This window comes from Dryocola clanedunensis subsp. sulfonylureivorans, assembly GCF_016756775.1.
Classification (GTDB): Bacteria; Pseudomonadota; Gammaproteobacteria; order Enterobacterales; family Enterobacteriaceae; genus Dryocola; species Dryocola clanedunensis.
In genome coordinates, this window is record NZ_JAERMU010000036.1 from 1 (window position 1) to 17,741 (window position 17,741).

The 17,741-nt window shown below is 48.6% G+C and carries 14 protein-coding genes; 7 read left to right on the forward strand and 7 right to left on the reverse strand.

The features are described from left to right. Window positions 1–261: 261 nt before the first annotated feature. Together yahO and HYQ67_RS22000 are read right to left on the reverse strand one after the other, a co-directional pair. Complete coding sequence (yahO, locus tag HYQ67_RS21995) at window positions 262–540, reverse strand: DUF1471 family periplasmic protein YahO (RefSeq protein WP_202307888.1); 279 nt, start codon at window positions 538–540, stop codon at window positions 262–264. Between the two features lie 174 nt (window positions 541–714). Then, window positions 715–2,019, reverse strand: coding sequence for a serine hydrolase domain-containing protein (locus HYQ67_RS22000; protein WP_202307890.1), 1,305 nt, complete (start codon window positions 2,017–2,019; stop codon window positions 715–717). Between the two features lie 722 nt (window positions 2,020–2,741). On the opposite strand from HYQ67_RS22000, the gene HYQ67_RS22005 reads away from it, so the two are divergent. From HYQ67_RS22005 to HYQ67_RS22020, 4 genes are all read left to right on the forward strand, one after another. Beyond that, on the forward strand, window positions 2,742–5,192 hold the full coding sequence (locus tag HYQ67_RS22005; protein WP_202307849.1) for a bifunctional diguanylate cyclase/phosphodiesterase: 2,451 nt from the start codon (window positions 2,742–2,744) through the stop codon (window positions 5,190–5,192). Next, on the forward strand, window positions 5,192–7,741 hold the full coding sequence (locus HYQ67_RS22010; protein WP_202307851.1) for a bifunctional diguanylate cyclase/phosphodiesterase: 2,550 nt from the start codon (window positions 5,192–5,194) through the stop codon (window positions 7,739–7,741). The genes HYQ67_RS22005 and HYQ67_RS22010 overlap by 1 nt, the downstream gene beginning before the upstream one ends. 286 nt (window positions 7,742–8,027) lie before the next feature. After that, window positions 8,028–8,375, forward strand: a complete 348-nt coding sequence (locus HYQ67_RS22015) for a DUF1294 domain-containing protein (RefSeq protein ID WP_202307852.1) — start codon at window positions 8,028–8,030, stop codon at window positions 8,373–8,375. Between the two features lie 109 nt (window positions 8,376–8,484). Then, window positions 8,485–9,201 carry a FadR/GntR family transcriptional regulator gene (locus HYQ67_RS22020; RefSeq protein ID WP_202307892.1) on the forward strand — a complete coding sequence of 239 codons (717 nt, stop codon included), beginning with the start codon at window positions 8,485–8,487 and terminating at the stop codon, window positions 9,199–9,201. Window positions 9,202–9,243: 42 nt separating this feature from the next. Here the strand turns inward: HYQ67_RS22020 and HYQ67_RS22025 are convergent, their stop codons facing one another. Beyond that, a complete protein-coding gene (locus HYQ67_RS22025; protein WP_202307853.1) occupies window positions 9,244–10,497 on the reverse strand; it encodes an enolase C-terminal domain-like protein in 1,254 nt (417 codons plus the stop codon). Between the two features lie 346 nt (window positions 10,498–10,843). Between HYQ67_RS22025 and HYQ67_RS22030 the strand changes: the two genes are divergently transcribed. The 3 genes from HYQ67_RS22030 to idnD all read left to right on the forward strand — a co-directional run bounded on the left by HYQ67_RS22030 (window position 10,844) and on the right by idnD (window position 14,136). Further along, a complete protein-coding gene (locus HYQ67_RS22030; protein WP_202307855.1) occupies window positions 10,844–11,614 on the forward strand; it encodes an SDR family oxidoreductase in 771 nt (256 codons plus the stop codon). A 123-nt stretch (window positions 11,615–11,737) separates the two neighbouring features. Beyond that, window positions 11,738–13,093, forward strand: coding sequence for an MFS transporter (locus tag HYQ67_RS22035; RefSeq protein WP_202307857.1), 1,356 nt, complete (start codon window positions 11,738–11,740; stop codon window positions 13,091–13,093). Next, window positions 13,090–14,136: an L-idonate 5-dehydrogenase gene (idnD, locus tag HYQ67_RS22040; RefSeq protein WP_202307859.1), complete on the forward strand. Its 1,047-nt coding sequence runs from the start codon at window positions 13,090–13,092 to the stop codon at window positions 14,134–14,136. The genes HYQ67_RS22035 and idnD overlap by 4 nt, the downstream gene beginning before the upstream one ends. A gap of 175 nt (window positions 14,137–14,311) precedes the next feature. On the opposite strand, the gene HYQ67_RS22045 is transcribed toward idnD, so the two are convergent. From HYQ67_RS22045 to HYQ67_RS22060, 4 genes are all read right to left on the reverse strand, one after another. Then, a complete protein-coding gene (locus HYQ67_RS22045) occupies window positions 14,312–14,896 on the reverse strand; it encodes a HupE/UreJ family protein (protein WP_202307861.1) in 585 nt (194 codons plus the stop codon). Continuing rightward, the gene (locus tag HYQ67_RS22050) at window positions 14,893–15,729 is read right to left on the reverse strand and encodes a DUF4198 domain-containing protein (RefSeq protein WP_202307863.1); all 837 of its coding nucleotides are present in this window, start codon (window positions 15,727–15,729) and stop codon (window positions 14,893–14,895) included. Before HYQ67_RS22050 ends, HYQ67_RS22045 begins: the two co-directional genes overlap by 4 nt. 69 nt (window positions 15,730–15,798) lie before the next feature. Continuing rightward, a complete protein-coding gene (locus HYQ67_RS22055; protein WP_202307872.1) occupies window positions 15,799–16,860 on the reverse strand; it encodes a DUF4331 family protein in 1,062 nt (353 codons plus the stop codon). A gap of 130 nt (window positions 16,861–16,990) precedes the next feature. After that, window positions 16,991–17,257 carry a YdgH/BhsA/McbA family protein gene (locus HYQ67_RS22060; protein ID WP_202307874.1) on the reverse strand — a complete coding sequence of 89 codons (267 nt, stop codon included), beginning with the start codon at window positions 17,255–17,257 and terminating at the stop codon, window positions 16,991–16,993. Window positions 17,258–17,741 lie beyond the last annotated feature (484 nt).

The window sequence follows — 17,741 nt, forward strand, 5'->3', positions numbered from 1 at the left end:
GGCGGCGCTGGGTGCAGTAATGCGCAAGCTGGTGCACATGTGCTTCGGGGTGCTTAAAACACGCCTGCCATGGGATGAAAATTATGCAGCTACCGCTTGACGTTCAAGACGGTAGCTACGAAGAGAAAGCGTAGGGTGGATAAGCCTGCGCCATCCACCGCTTAATCAGTACGATCGACGTTGCCAATCTGCAGCAAAAGGCATAAAAAAACGGGCAGCTTGCAGGCTGCCCGTTGGGTGCTATCTGGATGAAGCGAAGGATTACTTCTTCTTGTAAACGTCAGCAGTAGCGTGGATTTTGCGATCGGTATCAGCAGAAGTTACAACGAAGAATTCGCCGCCTTTCTCGTCTGCTTTCTTAGATAATTCTTCTTTGGCATCGCTTGGTGCCATTTCACCGTCGGTCACGATAGTGCCGATTTTGGTGTACATTTCAGGGTTTTCTTTCAGCGCTTCTTTGGTCAGCAATTCGGCAGAAATTGCGCCAAAAGAAACGGTGCTTAAAGCAATGGCGGTAATTACGATTTGTGCTAACTTCATCATGAACCTCAGTTTTTAGTTATAAGTAACAGGATTTTTCTAACCCCCATCAATATGGTTCAGTAACGGAAATATTTCAATAGGGCTATTGGGCAAAGTTAGATTCACTTCAAGTATATAATGCTCGAATGTCAGTTTTTAACATTAAAAACTGACATTTATACCTGTTGCTCGTTATTTCGCCAGCGTGTTGGCGATAGCGTTAAACATCAGTGACGCTTCCAGCGGCTGGGCGCTGAAGGAAGGCTCCGCTTTTGGCCACACCGACCATTGCACGATAACCAGTTTTTGCTGTGGATTCACGACGATAATCTGCCCGAAAATGCCCAGCGCCCACAGGGTGTTCTGACTGTCGAGGCCCTGCTTCGGGCTGACGTCTCCGGCATTGGCCGCGACGCTGTTATTCCACCACTGATAGCCATAAATCCCTTCGGGATGGGCTTCGCTCACCGATTTTTTCGCCGTGTTCCAGGTTCGTGCGTCTTTAACCCAGTTATCCGGCAGCGTTTTCGTGCCGTCCGGCAGCACGCCGTTGTTCATGACGTACAGGCCAAACTTGCCCCAGTCCTCCAGGGTTGCGTTAAAGCCGTGCGCGCCAACGTCATGTTTGCCCAACTGATAGCTGTGCCAGACGCCGTCATGCACCATGCCGTAGGGTTGCCAGATCTTCTCCTGCAGGTTCTGCGCCAGCGATTTGCCGGTGGCTTTTTCCAGCGTATCGCCCAGCAGCCACGCGCCGCCGGAGGAGTAGGACCAGCCTTCACCCGGTTTGGCCCACGTTTTACGCTGCGGATCGTTGACCAGTTTATTCACGCAATGATAGGTGTCGTCGTTTGCTTCGCACTGGGTCAGTTTCGCGAAATCCGAGCTCGGATTGGTGTAATCCTCATCCCAGTTCACGCCGGAAGTATGCTGCATGAGCTGGCGGAGAGTGACGTGCTCCCAGGCAGTACCTTTGGTATCCGGGTTGTACTTAACGATTTCGTCATCCAGCGAGGTAATTTTCCCGTCTTTTACCGCCGCGCCAACCAGCGTGGAGACAACGGCTTTGCCCACGGAGCGGGAAGTCCACAGCGTGGTTTTGGTATTACCGTGGCCGTAGTAATCCCAGACGATTTTGCCATCTTTGATGACCATCATGCCGGTGACATCGTTGCGCTTGAGGTAATCCTCCAGGCTGAATGTTTTCCCTTCATAGTGATAAGTCGCGGCCGAGATATCGCGCTTCGCAACAGGGATCGGAGACGGCGCTGCTGCTTTAAAAACGTCTCCTTTATAGGAGCGGTAGTCGTTACGGAAGCCAATCACGCGCTGCTGCTGATCCCAGGTCAGCATCTCCTTCACGTCGGGCAGGTTTTTATCGAGCGGAGTAGGGCAGGTCGCCAGTTTCAGCGTGGTGCAATCGTGGGTGGCGCGCGCCGCGACGGCCTGCATGGTGACGCCCATGGCTATTGCTGTAAGACAGATTTTTGTTTTCATATTTAGCACGGGTTAATCCTTTCCAGTTGATGGTCTGTCTACTGTAAAAGGCTTTTGCAGATGAGCAGGGTCAGTGAGCGGGGGGAAATCCCACGCTATCCTGGAAGCTTCCTCGCATACCAGTCTGCATAGACTATGACTGTGGATAGGGCAGCGGCATGACATTCGCTAAAAGTAAAGGCTATAACGGTGGCGCTCTGCAGGTTTTAAGCACAGGGGTTACGGGGAGGACTGCGCTTACCTGACCAACTCAGCCTTATTTATATTTTTGGTATCGCTTACCAGAATTTTAAATAATCAAAAGTAACTTTATAATCTGACTTACAAATTCTTTCAGCTAAAGTTGCAGGCTATTTATTATTTCTCCCGCTGTTTAATTATAAACAAATCAAAGATCAAGTCTTTCCTGGCATATGATACATTTGGGGTAATAACTTTAAGTAACTATTACCTCGCTATGACTTAGGTCACCCTACAGATCGTTGCCAGCCCCTCAGAGTATCCCGATGTTAATACGTTGGCAGTTCAGGCATGTCGCGGGCTTTGCGTTCGATCTCTGTGTATCAGGAATCAGTATATTTATTATGATCGCAACCTTTTTTAAGACATCCTCGTTAACGCTGAGCGGGACAATCAGAACCCTATTCATAACATTTTTTTGCATAGTGTTTGTGGTTGTTTCGACGATCGTTTATCTGGACCGACAGAATCTGCTCAACACCATGAGTCACAACCTTTTTGTGTCCAAATCAGGCATGCTTAAAAAGGCCGTTGAGGAATACATTAATATTCCGCAGCAGGCGGATGCGGTGCTGAGTAATGCTTTGCAACATTATAATTCCGACAATGTGGCCGTTAGTGATATTTATGCGGATTTGATGAATATTGTTAACGTGGTGTATCAGGGGAACGACGAACTGAATCTTATTCAGTTCGGCAGCAAAGAGGGCGATTATATTGGCATCAGCCATAAACTCTCGAACCGCAAACAAGAGTATCTGACGTTAAAAAATGCCAGTACGGGGAATGTGCTGACCTCTTACAGTGGGCTGACCCAACGCTCTACCGTTGCCATGAGAAACGCGGAATACGTGATGGAGCAGCGTCCCTGGTTCCACTCGGTTTTCAATAATCAAAAGCCCTACTGGACCCCCGTCTACCGCGATCTGAATGCCGCGAAAGCGTACGGTATCGCCTACAGCGTGCCCGCTTTTAATCGCCAGGGTGATTTTATTGGCGTGATTGCCAGCGAACTCCATCTTGACGCCCTGAACCGCAAGTTGCGGGAGCTGATTCCCTACGAAAAAAGCAAGCTGCTCGTGATTGATGAGCAGAACCATATCATCGCATCCAGCGAAGTCGGCCTGTCCGTGAAGGCCAACTCAGAAGCATTTTTACCGACGCTAACGCAAAACTCTTCACCTGAAATTGAGACTATCGGCGAGAAACTTTTAAAGTCGAACGCTTCCGAAACGGTCAAAATCACTTTCCAGCACAACGACTATTATGCCAGTCGTTTCCCGGTATCCGATCTGTCCGGCAAGCTAAAATGGCAGGCGGTGGTTATTATTCCCGCCTCCGCGATCCTCGATTCGGCCAATCTTCATGATTATTATATGATTGTTGTCCTGGCGCTGATCTTCTTGCTGATGGCCGTTTTGATGCATGTCGTGCTCTCACGGATAACTTTGCCGCTGCGCCGGATAGCGGAAAAAACCAAAGAGCTGGAGCACGGGCAGTGGCCTGTGAGCAGGCAGCAGTATCAGTTTGAAGAGATAGCCGAGCTGGAGTCTGGCTTCACCCACCTCTCTGAGCGTCTGACGGACAGCTTTGAGCAGCTGCGTAAAAAAATTGAGTACGATCCGGTTTCGCGTCTGTATACCCGCAGCGGTTTATTAAACGACCAGCGAATCTACCAGCGCCACAACCTGCTCGCGCTGGTGCACGTCACCAACATGAAGTCGATCATGAATACCCTGGGCCATAAATATGCTGATGATTTTATCGGTGAGTTTTTGCTGCAGGCGGAAAAAGTGTTGCCGACCAATATTATCGTCGCGCGGGATAATATCGATAAATTCATTATTGTTTTCCCCGGTATTAATCAGGAAAGTGATTATCTTAAGTATCAGGATCTGATGAATTCACTCTTCTCATCGGTGAATACTGAGCAATCTGCTGGCAAAAGCAACTTCCTGTTCACCGGCAATACCGGCATGGTGCTGCAGGATATTAAACCTGACACGATTACTGACATTCTGATGCATGCATGGATTGCCCTGCGTCATGCTGAAAAATCAGGAAATGCGGCGACTCGTCTCTATACCGAAGACATGCTGGCAAGTGAATTAACCAACATTCATATGCATGAATCGCTGAGCGGCGCTATGGCCAGCAACGAACTCTATCTGGTTCTGCAACCTATCGTTGGGAAAAACGACCGGACATCCTGCATGGCCGGCGAATGTCTGGTGCGCTGGAATTCAGCGGAGCTGGGTGAAATCTCCCCGGATAACTTCATCCCGGTGGCGGAAGAAAGTGGGTTAATCGTCCCGCTTGGACGATGGATCATCGAAGAAGCCTGCAAAGAGCTGGCGGGTATGATCGAGCGCGGCGCCCCGTCAGACTTCCGTCTGCATATCAACATTTCCGCCATTCAGCTGCTTCAGCAGGGCTTCTCCTGGCATCTGATGGATACCATTAAACTTAACGGCCTGAAGAACGAAAATATCTGCGTCGAGATAACCGAAAGCGTGTTGATGCGGGATATGCAGCAGGCCTGCCAGGTGCTCGATTATCTGCGCCGTCACGGGATCTCAATCTCACTTGATGATTTTGGAGCAGGCTTCTCCAGCCTTTCTTATCTGCACGCGCTGCCGTTCGACAGCATCAAGATCGATCGCCAGTTCGTCTCTAACCAGCTTAAAGACGAGAAAAGCCTTAGCGTGATTAACTCCGTGCTGGTGCTGGCCAAGGGTTTCAACGTGCCGCTGATCGCCGAAGGGGTGGAAGAGGCCGATATCGAAGACCAGCTCATTGCCCTCGGTTGCGATCAGGTGCAGGGCTATCATCTGGCCCGTCCGGCACTCTTTGCCAACTGGCGCTGCGAAAACGACAGATTTTATTATAAGGGGCCGGGGATCGCGGAGTCCGGCACGTCGGAGGAGGCGTAATGCCGGGTAGACAAAAAAGATATCCAGTCTCGTTTGCCAACATGCTCATCGTTGTCGTTTCGCTGTGCGCCGCGCTGCTGATTGCCGTTGTGTTTATTTTGCAACAGCAGGGCATGCGTTCCTGGTACGGCCAAACCACCGAAAAAACGCTGGCGGAGAAGAGCCAGTACATCAGCCATCGCATCGAAATGTATCTGGATAAGCCCCACATGGCCGGGGTGCTGCTTTCTCATCTGGATAACGTGGCAGGAAAAATCGACTCTCCGGCTATGGAGCATGAATTACAGCATGTGCTGGAGGAAGATTTTGCCGGGGCAAACTCTATATCCCGGATTGGTATTGCCTCGTCCGGCGGTAAATATATTGCTTTCCAGCGACATCCGATTTCAGGTGATGTCTTCATGATCAAAAGCTCCCCGGTGGATAATCAGAACCTTATTGTCTACAAGGGGGCCGATGAAAATTCAGGTATAGCGAGTCGTGTTGAGGACTTCCACCTTGATTCACGTCCCTGGTTTATTCAGGCGATGGAGAGTGATAAACCGTTCTGGACGAACAGCTATTATCATATGTTTGCCAATGACGGTCAGGTTATCGGTTATCGTTTACCGGTTCGCCAGAGTAATCATGTGTTCTCCGGCGTTATTTTTGCCGATATTTATACCTCGGTACTCAACAACTATCTGAAAAAGCTCGAGCCTACTGAAAATAGCGCTTTGCTACTGGTTGACGGGCAGCGGCATATTATCGCCTCATCGAAAAGTAAATGGCTTGCGAAGCAGGATAAACAAGCTCAGGGGGGGGATGCAAAGCTCTCGTCTATCTCTACGTATCCTAAATTAGAGACTTTGCTACAAGGCGTTAATCTGAAAGGGCAAACTTCTCAGCTTGCGCAGCTGGAAGGTGATAACTATTACGTACTGACGCATGCCGTCAACGACCAGACGCAAATGCTCGGCTGGTCGCTGGTCATTATCACGCCTGAAACTCTCCCTTCCGGAATGCTGAAACATGCTGATGCGAGAATATTTCTGTCGCTGGCCGCGATGATTATTTTCTTCCTGCTGGCCTTTATTTTTCTGGTGCGACACTTTTCTCGCCCGCTGAATAATCTGGTGCAAAAAGCCAGAATGCTTGGCCGACAGCCCTGGGAGCCTGCGGGTGAAAAGCGTCTCTATCCGGAAATCGCGGTTCTGGAAGAGGAGCTGGACAGCGCTTCCGGGGTGATTTTTGACATGATTGCCGATCAAAAACAGCGGATAGAAAAAGATAGCGCAACCGGTCTGTTAACCCGCTCGGGGCTGTTTAACGAGCCGTCGCTTTATGAGAATCGTAATCTCATGCTGATGATCAGGGTGACCAATTTCCGCGATGTAAGAAGCACGCTGGGCCATACTCACTCGCTGAAATTCATTCAGTTTTTTGCCGAGAATCTGCTCCAGCGCTGCCCTGACGAGAGTATTTTTTGCCGCTATTCAGAAGATTTATTCATCGTGGTTTTCCCGGGGCATAACGAACAGAAAGATCTTGATACGTACTGGGGTATGCTCTCCAGCCTGTTCCAGGATACGCCGGACAACCGCATGCAGACTGACGCCGAAGGCCGGACTTATATCTTTACCGGCCAGGCAGGTGCAGCGCTGGCTGAGCTGAACAAAGAGACAGTCGCTGATTGCATGATGAATGCAGGGCTTGCGCTGCAACAAAGCCGCCAGGGGGCCAACGGCGAGTGCGTCTTGTTCACGCCACAAATGCGGGAACTGGAGCTGAACAACATTTGTATGCACCAGGCGTTGCGTGAAGATCTACAAAATGATGGTTTCCATCTGGTGATGCAACCGATTGTGAGCCTGGATAACACCACGACCTTTAACGAAGGGGAATGTCTGGTTCGCTGGGTTTCTCCGTCACTGGGATTCGTGCCGCCGGATAAATTTATCGGCCTTGCCGAACGAACCGGCATGATCACCAGTCTTGGCCGTTGGATTATTGAAGAAGCCTGTCGCCAGCTTGCGGCGTTTATTGCCCGCGGCGCACCGGAAGACTTTAAGCTGCACATTAATATTTCACCGGTGCAGTTCCAGCAGTCAGATTTCGCAGACCATTTGCTGAACTGCATTCTTCGCAATGGCCTGATGAACAGAAATATCTGCCTGGAAATTACCGAAAGCGTCCTGTTACAGGACAGCACCAAAGTCATCGAAACGCTAAGTTATCTGCGCCGTCTGGGGTTGTCCGTGGCGATAGACGATTTTGGTAGCGGTTACTCAAGCCTGTCGTACCTGCACCAGCTGCCATTTGATTGCCTGAAGATAGACCGCGGTTTCGTCATGGAGCTGATGAATGACAAAAAGAGTGAGGCGGTGATCTCCTCGGTGATTATGCTGTCTCAACAGTTTGGCGTGCCGCTGGTCGCCGAAGGTGTGGAAACGGTGGAGATGGGTGAGAAACTTCAGGCGATGGGCTGCGAAAAATCACAGGGTTATTACTATGGCAGACCGCAGCCGTTTGACGTGTGGATGCCCCTGAATGGAACAGTTCTTTTGTAGTAAGACAAGCATTGCATGCCATTAAAGCCCGTGTGGACAGGGGAAGGCAGTCCTCTCATCAAGATAAGCTATTAAAAGAATAATAAGCGAGAGAGCAAATTCTGTTTAAAAGATATGAGTAAAAGGCAGTGTAAATAAAATACCTGACCGGTTACTGAAAACTTGACGACGGTTGGCGATTTTCATGGGCCACGAAACAGGGCGATGAAATGCCAGATATCCTGAAATTCAATGATTCGCTATAGTTGAGCGTGTTTTTTTAGCTGAACAGGGTTGTGGTTACCGTATGTATTTAAATCGTTTCTGTTACTTGCTCCTGATACTGGCAGCCCTGGGCAGCAGTTTCTCGCTTCACCCTTATTCAGTCTGGTTTGCCTCGGTCAGCGGGCTGACGCTGCTGGTTTACGGCGTGGACAAGCGGGCGGCACAAAAAGACAAACGCAGAATACCGGAAGCCACACTGCTGCTGTTCGGCGTAGTTGGTGGCTGGCCCGGCGCCCTGTGTGGCCAGCAACTCTTTCGACATAAAACGCAGAAACAGCCGTTCAAGACCTGGTTTTACTTAAGCATCTTATTGAATCTGGTCGTGCTGGTTGTTTTATATCGCTGGTATGCTTTGGGCTATGTCCTGTAACGCGATGCTTTTCTGGCTGTATTTTTGACCTCCCGGCCTTTCCTTTCGACTCAGTCCATTACGTGATATATATTTGTCTGTTGTAGGACAACTTATGGCTATGAAAAAGATGAGTCTTCACTCCATCCAGAAGCAGAACGTGGTTAATGCGGTTTACGAGCAGATTAAAGAAAAGTTGCTTGACGGCAGCTGGCCGCCAGGCAGCAAACTGCCGTCCGAATCAGAGCTGACGGCCTCCTTTAATGTGAGCCGAGTCAGCATCCGTAGTGCTGTCCAACGGCTCCGGGATCTGGGTATTGTGGTCACTCAGCAAGGTAAAGGCAGTTTTGTCAGCAAAAATATTAATCAGCAGAGTTTGCTGAATGAACAGCAACCGATCATGCATCTTAGTCGCGAAGAGTTTCATGACATGATGGTGTTCCGTCAGACCGTTGAGTTTAAATGCATGGAACTGGCGGTGATCAACGCAACAGAGGAAGATATTGCAGCGCTTGAACAGGCTCTTAATCGGATGCTGGTGAATAAGGACGACTACAAAAAATATTCGCAGGCTGACTTTGATTTTCATCTGGCCATTGCGAAGGCCTCGCAAAATAAGGTGTTTTATAATGTGATGAACTCCATTAAAGACACCTACTATTACTATCTGGAAGAGCTGAACCGGGCACTCGGTATTTCGCTGGAAAGCGTTGAGGCACATATCAAAGTTTTTATGGCAATCAAGAACCGCGACTCCTCTACGGCGGTTAGTGTACTGAATGAAGCCATGTCAGAAAATGATACTGCTATCAAGAAGCTAAAGCAGGGTGTGTCGGATAAAAGTTAAACAGAGGCCACTGTTTCACAATGGCCTCTCAGTCAATGACTTTTATGGGCGTGACGCAGTACCGTCTGATGTACGTGCCATTGTCCAGGACGGAATGCCTCCCACACAGGGATATTGCGCTGCTTTCTTCTCGTCAATATCAATCCCTAACCCAGGAAGGTCACTCAAATAGGCATAGCCTTGATCTATTTCCGGACAACCAGGGAACACTTCGCGTAATGCATCATTTACGGGGGTATATTCCTGGATGCCAAAGTTAGTCACACTCATATCCAGATGTAGGTTAGCGCAGACGCCGACTGGGGAAATATCACCAGGCCCGTGCCATGCAGTACGTACACCGTGTAGTTCGCTTAACGTTGCGAGTTTTTTCGCGGGCGTAATCCCCCCAATGGTACTAACATGACAGCGGATGTAGTCGATAAGGTTGTTAGTAATCAAAGGCCTCCAGTCATTTACGTTGGTAAACAGCTCACCCATAGAAATAGGGGTGGATGATTGCTGACGCAGCATTTTAAGCCAGTCAATATTCTCCGGCGCGACAGGGTCTTCAAGATAAAATAGCTGATACTGCTCCAGTGTTTTTGCCAGCTGGATAGCCGCAATGGGCTGAACGCGCTCATGGACGTCATGAATAAACTCGATACCAAAACCCAGTTTGTTACGCAGGTGGTCAAACAAGCGGGGGACACTTTTTACATAAGATTCTGGGTCGAAGTAAATTCCCGGCGTACTGGTGCGAGGGGAGCGTTTTGGCTGAATGTTTTTGGCCCGTGCCAGCCGGGTAGCGATCAATTTCATATCATCGGTTCCTGCTCCACCATACATCCCCATCTGGCAGCGCACATACTGATAGCCTTCCTCCATCTTCGCACGAATGTTGTCTTCCACTTCAAACTCATCGCTGCCGTCCGTGTGCACGTACAAAGGGATACCGTCGCGGCATTGACCACCGAGCAGTTCATAGACAGGCATATCGGCCAATTTCCCTTTGATATCCCACAGTGCCATGTCAACACCAGACAGGGCGTTATTCATAATTGGTCCGCTGCGCCAATACCCGCTGACGCACGCTGACTGCCAGATATCCTCAATCCGGGTCGGGTCCTTACCCAGCAAAAACGGCGCCATGTATTCGTCAGTAGCAGTTTTCACCGCATGTATCCGTTGGGTAAAGGTGGCACAGCCTAAACCGTATAAGCCCGGCTGGTTCGTTTCCACTTTCACCACCGCAAGGTCAATGCCGCCGGGTGCTGTCAGAATAGTTTTCACTGCTGTGATTCTTAGATTACTCACACTAACTCCTTAATGTTTAAGGTAGAGCCTTAACGTTATTGTCAGGAAGATCTTCTACCGCCATAGGTTTTTATAAATATCATTTTGTATGTTGTCCTACAAGTGGCGGTTAAGTACGGAGTTAATACAAGAAAAGCGATATAAGAATGGGTTTGTTTATTAACTTATTGATTTTTATTGTTATTTAATTGGGTTATCAATTGGAGTGTTAAAAGATGAACGCTTTTTTTGTGACAGATCCTGCAAATTAAGTGAGCAGTAATTGAATTAAAAATGCACATGCAGCAAGTTAAACATGACTGATGTCATACAAGTTGTTTGCTTATCGCTTAACTGAGGATTGATTATGTCTGCTGCACTTTTTGATTTAACCGGGAAAACTGCGCTGGTTACAGGATCTGCCCGTGGTCTGGGTTTTGCTTATGCGAAAGGGCTGGCTGCCGCCGGGGCGCACGTCATCCTGAATGATATTCAGGATGAGCTATTACAGGACTCCGTACAGACTCTACGCAATCAGGGGTATCAAGCCCACGGCGTAGCTTTCGATGTCACCAGCGAGCATGCCGTTGAAAGCGCTTTCGAGGATTTGGATACACAAGGATTGCAGGTGGACATTCTGATCAACAATGCCGGTATACAGTATCGTAAGTCGATGATCGAACTTGAACTCGAACAGTGGCAACGTGTGATCGATACCAATCTTACCAGCGCGTTTATCGTCTCGCGCGCGGCAGCAAAGCGCATGATTTCCAGAGGGTTGGGTGGAAAAATCATTAACATCGGATCTTTAACCAGCCAGGCCGCTCGTCCAACAGTAGCGCCTTATACTGCCGCCAAGGGTGGGATAAAAATGCTCACCTGTTCAATGGCCGCAGAGTGGGCAGAATTCAATATCCAGTCCAATGCGATTGGCCCTGGCTATATTCTCACTGACATGAACACCGCGTTGATTGAGAACAAAGAGTTCGATAGCTGGGTTAAGGCCAGCAATCCTTCAAAACGCTGGGGCCATCCGCAAGAATTGATCGGCACCGCCGTTTTCCTCTCTTCCTCCGCTTCTGATTATATCAATGGTCAAATTATTTACGTCGATGGCGGATGGCTGGCGGTACTGTAACCAGCAGAATTTTTAGCTCTTCTGGCCCACCATTGAGAAAAGGGTGGGCGGTCCCTACTCAGCCTTTATAAAAACACTGTGCTTTATAATATGTTGGGGTAGACCCTGACTCGGGATACTAAAATGAAAGCAACGAAATCGCGATTCTTTATTCTGTCGCTGTTGTTTATTGTGACAGCCATTAATTATATGGATCGAGCTAACCTGGCCGTGGCCGGGAGTAATATCCAGTCTGAATTCGGACTGAGTGCCACGCAGCTTGGATTACTTTTTTCAATGTTCACGTGGTTTTATGCAGCCAGCCAGATACCGGTTGGATACGTACTTGACCGTGTTGGATCACGAATTCTGTACGGCTCCGCAATTATCCTCTGGAGTATTTTCACCTTTCTGATGGGGTTCGCTTCTCACCATCTGTTCGCCACTGCAACGGCATCTTTTTTAATGCTCCTGGCCTGCCGGGCGCTGATTGGTATCGCTGAGGCCCCTTCTTTTCCATCAAATACCAAGATCATCGCAACATGGTTTCCTGACCATGAACGAGCACGAGCCACAGCAATTTACTCCAGCGCACAGTACATTGGTCTGGCATTGTTAACGCCAGCATTATCCTGGATCGTTGCTGAATATGGCTGGGAGATGTCGTTCTACCTGTCCGGAGGTGCTGGTATTTTCTTTGGGGTTTACTGGCTGATGAAATACCGCGATCCGCAACACAGTACAACTATCAACCAGCAGGAGCTTGATTACATTCGTAACGGGGGTGGCTATGGTTCTAAAAATCAGGCCGCCGTCAGTGAAAAAATTAGCTGGAAAGACATTAGTTTTTTTCTTAAACAACGCACAATTTGGGGCTTATTTATTGCGCAGTTCGCGTGTTCTTCGACGCTCTATTTCTTTCTTACCTGGTTCATTGTTTACCTGGAAAAAGGTTTGCACCTGTCGATTACAAAAGCAGGTATAGGGGCATCGTTTCCTTATTTGATGGCAATGGCGGGGGTTCTTTGTGGCGGCACGCTTAGCGATATGCTGCTGAAAAAAGGAAAATCCCGCACGTTTGCACGTAAACTTCCGGTCATCTCCGGGCTGTTAGTGACGATGGTGATCTGTCTGGTCAACTTTTTCGAGGATCAGCCAAACATTGCTATTGCTATCCTTTCGGTCGCTTTCTTCGCCAACGCCTTTTCTAACCTTGGCTGGGTCGTCTGGAGTGACGTCATTCCACGTAACTTTATTGGCACAATGGGGGGATGCCTGAATATTTGCGGCAACCTCTCCGGCGTTGTCAGTCCTATTGTTATTGGGGTTATTCTGCAGCGTACCAACAACTTTCAGTACGCAATGTGGTACATCGCAGCCGTCGCGCTGGTAGGTTTGCTCGCTTATATCTTCCTGGTAGGAAAAATAGAAGTCATTGTCCCTCCTGAATCCGAAACCTCTCTTGGGCAACAAGAAAATTTAACAGAGGCACTGAAATGAAGATGAAACATAAAATTATCTGTAAAGCCTGTTTCGCCTATGGTGAGAAAGATATTCGAGTTGAACAACGTGAGCTGGAATATAGTGAAGATGATGTGCTGGTTAAAGTAGAGGCCGGTGGCATTTGTGGTTCTGATATTCATTATTATCAGCATGGGCGCGCCGGAATGTCCGTCCTTAAACATCCGATGGTCGTTGGGCATGAGTTTGTCGGCGTCATTGAAAAGGCTCCGCAGGGTTCAGGGCTTGATGTCGGGCAACATGTGGCAATCAATCCCTCCCAGCCGTGTAACCAATGCACCTGGTGCCTTGAAGGCAAACAAAATCTCTGCTCCACAATGCGGTTTATGGGGAGCGCGCAGTATAACCCACATGTGAACGGTGGCTTTTCAGAATATGTCGTTGTATCTGTTGAACAATGTATTCCATATACAGGTGTCACGCCGCAGGTTATGGCGTTCGCTGAACCGACGGCCGTTGCAATCCATGCCGTAAACATTGCTGGCACGTTAGTGGGTAAAAAAGTCTTGGTTATTGGAGCAGGGCCGATCGGTTGTTTGATTATGGCTGCCGCGCGCTGTGCTGGAGCCTCAGAAATTATTGCCGCCGATGTCAGTAATCGTTGTCTGGATCTGTCAAAAGAGATGGGCGCGAGTGGGGTGTTCAATCCGGCTGAAGAAGGCAGCAGCAAGTCCTATGAGGCTAATAATGGTTATTTTGACGTGGTGTTTGAGGTCTCTGGTAGCCCTGCCGCCATTCAGTCCACCGTGACATTGACTCGGCCTGCGGGAACAATTGTTCAGGTAGGGATGGGCGCGACGACCGTTGAATACCCGGTGATGCCTATGCTGGTTAAAGAGATTCGTTGGGTTGGTTCATTCCGATTTATTAATGAGTTTGCAACGGCTGTCGCGTGGCTGGAAGATGGGCGAATCGATCCTCTGCCGCTGCTTAGCGCTGAGTTCAAACCTGAAAATATTGAAGATGCGCTTATTTCCGCGGCGGATAAAACACGTTCATCAAAGGTACAAATTACTTTCTGATACCCTGGAGGAAAATTCAGGAAAATTCAGGAAAATTCAGGAAAATTCAGGAAAATTCAGGAAAATTCAGGAAAATTCAGGAAGATGAAGGAAGTGAAATAGAATTAATACCATGCCAGAACGGGGAGAAGTCTGTCTCGACCTCTCCCCGCAGTGATGCCGCTTTACAATTTAACTAAACAACACCTGCAACCAGATATAACCCGCACATGGCGCTGATTCCGCCAAGCAAACGCAGCAGCTTATCACCGTTGCCAGATTTCAGCAGGAAGTGTGCGCCTACTGCGCCCACGACATGTAGCATCGCGGTAGTGGCTAAAAAGCCCAGGGTATACGTCACTTTGTTTTGCATTAACGGCATCTCGTAGCCGTGCGCGTAGCCATGAAAAATACCGAAGAGGGCGGTTGCTGCGGCTGCCAGATAAACCGGGAGGATCTTTTTCACGCTAATGGCGATACCCAGCAGCACCACGGAGAGTGAAACACCGATTTCAGTCCAGGGTAATTCAATATGTTCAAAGCCAATTAATCCACCGGCGAACATGAAGCAGACGAAGGCGGAAGGAACGATCCAGATAGCTTTGCCACCGATTTGGCTGCTCCACGCGCCGACGGAGATCATCGCCAGCAGGTGATCCAGCCCCGACAGCGGGTGCATCCAGCCCATCGCTTCCCCGGAGCTATGCGCATGCGCGCTGCTCATCAATAATATTGGTGCGGCCATCAGGATAAAATTAATCACTGCTTTATCGATTTTCATACGGAATGTCCTCCCGCGACAGGCAGGGTGAGTGAGGCCCAGATACTTTTCCAGTCGGCGTTCTCATCCGGGGACACATCCATATCAACCGAGCTGAATAACCATTCTCCCTTCTCAGGCAGATTAAAGCTGGCTAGCCCTTTCTCATCGGTGGTCGCCCGCAGGATGGTTGGCGGAGTAGTGTTGAGTTCAGCTTTTACCTGTAGCCCGGCTAATGGCTTTGAGCTGGCTAACAGTTTGACGACAAAAGGCGTACCTGGCTTATAGCTAAGCGGTTCAGTGACGGGAACCAGCTCATGCTCAAGCCCAAGAACCTTGTCATACCCTTTGCTTTGGTTATCTACCAGAATTAGCGACTTGGCACATCGGTAAAATATTTCCACGCCAGGCTGGTTGGTATCACCATTCTCCTTGCGGGCAGCAATAATTTTCGTTAGCCCTTCTTCTTTCAGGTAATCTTCAAACTCATCCGCAGGCAGGGTGATTTTCGCCCCATTAGTGGTCAGAGAAGCTATTGTTGCACCCGGCGACCGCGTTTTCAGGTGGCCGATGACGAGTGCGCCGTCGTGCCCTTCTACCTTCCATTGTCCCAGCGCATCCTGCGCGTTGAAGGTAGCGATAAGACCAGGCAGGCGAGGCGTTTGCTTGCCGGGAACGCCTGGTCCGATACGTAATTCAAAAATAACCTTTTGGCCATTTTTGGACATCGCATCGTGCGGCAGGATCCAAAAATCATGGGCAAAGGCATTGCCATAGCACAGAGCAAATATTGCGAAAAAGAGGCTGGCTGCGTTTATTGCTTTACGCGCAGCCCGGAAGGTACATCCTGTCATCACGCAGTCCTTCATCTCAGGTTGCAATTAAAAAGCCATGCTTTGCAGCATGGCTAAAAGAGAATGCCTTTATTTAAATGAGGCAGGCATCAGGTACGGGAAATCTTTGGTATACAGTTTTTGATCGGTAATATTCTGGTCGGTTGGTTGGCCTAACAGCAGAGTCAGCATTTCACTCATCGCATCATCGCTCAGGCTACGCCCATTGATCGACGCGGCGGAGAATTTGGCCGGGGTTCCGACGTTGTAGGTCAGAACATCAGGCACCAGCATGTCGGCAACTTTGTCGCCATATACCTGAGGCTCTTTCTGAGAGTGCGCAAAGGTGCTGGCACGAGCAGTACGCGCAGAAACGAAGTTTTTCATATCCTGAGAGTTATCAGGGCGGCTCTGGTCATGCTCTGCTTTCAGCGCTTCATTTTCAAAAAGCATTGAGTGCGAGAAGAGTGGGATCGCGGAATACTGCACCTGTTTCCAGCTGCTGTCTTTCTGCACGGCGGTTGTCATGAAGACTTTGATCGTTTTGCCCAGCATCTTGTTTGGCACATCCAGAACGATGGCACCTGATTTACGGCCAACGAAGATGTTCTTCCCTTTCACCGATGTCCAGATCTTCGGATCGTAGGTACCTTCGGACAGCTGCTGGCGCAAGATATGCAGACCAGGGGAGTTACCGAAGAACGGATCTTTCACAACCCCCGCCCACAGCTGAATGCCATCAGCCAGCTCCGCTTTTTTATTCAGCTCGCCTTTGCCAATTTCCTTACCCTTTGACCCTACCGGTGCGTTGGGTGACGCTAATTCATAGACCGTATAGTTGCCTTTCTCATCGAACATCAGAGAGAAGGTATGGCCTGCCTTGAATTTTGCGTCATCGGCAATATGGATGTTATAGAGCGCACCCGGCTTGAAAACGCCGCCAGGGGCATCTTTAGGAGAATTGTTAATATCCATGATGAACGCGGTGGCATTCGGGCGTGAAGACTGGAAAACATAATTATCGAGCTGATTAATCGTCGGGTCCTGAAGGGCTGCCGCGGATTCGAAATGGTGGCTGGCAAGCGCGGCTGTTGAGCAGGTAAGTGTGGTCGCCAGTAAAACAAGCTTCAGGTTATGCTTATGAAGATTCATGATTTTTCCTCGATCAAAATACAACATGTTGAAAAGAGTTGTTTTCATTGATGTTAAGACGCGGGTCTTTTGAATCTTAAAATTCCAGACCTGCGAATTAAGTGGCAGGGGTGATTCTGACTCAGCGCCGCTATTTGTATATTTCAGCCGTTGCGCGTACGTCAGTGCCCATACCCTCCATGCCAATTGAAGTAATATGATAATAAGCAGCACCTTTTTTATCGGCTTCTTCTGATAGTGCGGTAACCGCTTCATCAATGGTGCCGTCATTTTTTTCGACTGAGATAGTGCCAATTTTTTCTTTCATATTTGCCATCTCAGAGCTACGAATTTCTTGCGCAGCAAAAACGCTAAAACTTAACGTTAAAAGTAGCAGGGATGGAATTATTTTTTTCATTTCCAGAAGTCCTTTTATAATAATAAATTAATGTTGCCCTTGTTGGTAAGGACACTGTGAGCGTAATTTAACTGCCAAAATTGTTCAACTGCTGAATTATTGCGCGATGATAACTGAGGGGATGATAACGCCGGGAACAGATTATTGTTTTGTGAAACAGGAGCGAGCGATGTAATCATTCGTAATTTTATATTATGTGATTGTATGCTTCTGATTGTTTACGTTCTTCAGGGTATTTGAAAAACAAATCTTAATAATTAGAAGTAATAAATTATTTTAGAGGTGGGATTCAGAATAAAGACAGAATGCATGGAGCACTCTTATTCTTGCATAAATTACATTGCTAAATTTGATCTGGCTCACGTTTTTTACGCCGAAAGTCATTTTCCTGAAATTTAATGATGGCAGAAAGATGAAAAAAGGCAGGCGTTGAAGGAGTGAAAATACTGATGCAACCACAGGGGAAAAACGGGTTGCATCAGGT